Origin of the sequence: Klenkia sesuvii, assembly GCF_037083825.1 — a bacterium.
GTDB classification, from domain to species: domain Bacteria; phylum Actinomycetota; class Actinomycetes; order Mycobacteriales; family Geodermatophilaceae; genus Klenkia; species Klenkia sesuvii.
In genome coordinates, this window is the sequence record NZ_JBAPLU010000056.1 from 1 (window position 1) to 980 (window position 980).

Sequence of the window (980 nt, forward strand, 5' to 3'; positions counted from 1 at the left end):
ATAGAAGAATTACAGCGCAACACAGCAATAAAAATGCGCCGCCTGAACCACCAGGCTATATCTGCCACTCATTGTTGTGAGTGTGGCGATCCGATAGATGAACGAAGACGCCTGGTCGTTCAGGGTTGTCGGACTTGTGCAAGTTGCCAGGAGGATCTGGAACTTATCAGTAAACAGAGAGGTTCGAAGTGAGCGAAATTAACTCTCAGGCACTGCGTGAAGCGGCAGAGCAGGCAATGCATGACGACTGGGGATTTGACGCAGACCTTTTCCATGAATTGGTAACACCATCGATTGTGCTGGAACTGCTGGATGAACGGGAAAGAAACCAGCAATACATCAAACGCCGCGACCAGGAGAACGAGGATATTGCGCTAACAGTAGGGAAACTGCGTGTTGAGCTTGAAACAGCAAAATCAAAACTCAACGAGCAGCGTGAGTATTACGAAGGTGTTATCTCGGATGGGAGTAAGCGTATTGCTAAACTGGAAAGCAACGAAGTCCGTGAAGACGGAAACCAGTTTCTTGTTGTTCGCCATCCTGGGAAGACTCCTGTTATCAAGCACTGCACTGGTGACCTGGAAGAGTTTCTGCGGCAGTTAATCGAACAAGACCCGTTAGTAACTATCGACATCATTACGCATCGCTATTACGGGGTTGGAGGTCAATGGGTTCAGGATGCAGGTGAGTATCTGCATATGATGTCTGACGCTGGCATTCGCATCAAAGGAGAGTGAGATCGGTTTTGTAAAAGATAACGCTTGTGAAAATGCTGAATTTCGCGTCGTCTTCACAGCGATGCCAGAGTCTGTAGTGTCAGATGATGACCGTACTCAAACATCGGGTTGAGTATTATCTTACTGTTTCTTTACATAAACATTGCTGATACCGTTTAGCTGAAACGACATACATTGCAAGGAGTTTATAAATGAGTATCAATGAGTTAGAGTCTGAGCAAAAAGATTGGGCGTTATCAATGT

General features: G+C 46.0%; 2 protein-coding genes. Both read left to right on the top strand.

Annotation, left to right across the window (positions count from 1 at the left end; all coding sequences use genetic code 11):
* The first annotated feature begins 33 nt into the window (after nucleotides 1-33).
* Nucleotides 34-192 carry a TraR/DksA family transcriptional regulator gene (locus TEK04_RS21200; RefSeq protein ID WP_229041931.1) on the top strand — a complete coding sequence of 53 codons (159 nt, stop codon included), beginning with the start codon at nucleotides 34-36 and terminating at the stop codon, nucleotides 190-192.
* The gene (locus tag TEK04_RS21205; RefSeq protein ID WP_001289873.1) at nucleotides 189-737 is read left to right on the top strand and encodes an ead/Ea22-like family protein; all 549 of its coding nucleotides are present in this window, start codon (nucleotides 189-191) and stop codon (nucleotides 735-737) included. The genes TEK04_RS21200 and TEK04_RS21205 overlap by 4 nt, the downstream gene beginning before the upstream one ends.
* The last annotated feature ends 243 nt before the right edge of the window (nucleotides 738-980 follow it).

Coding starts and splice junctions, on each gene's coding strand:
- TEK04_RS21200 (WP_229041931.1), top strand. CDS start 34: ATGCGCCGCCTGAACCACCAGGCTATATCTGCCACTCATTGTTGTGAG.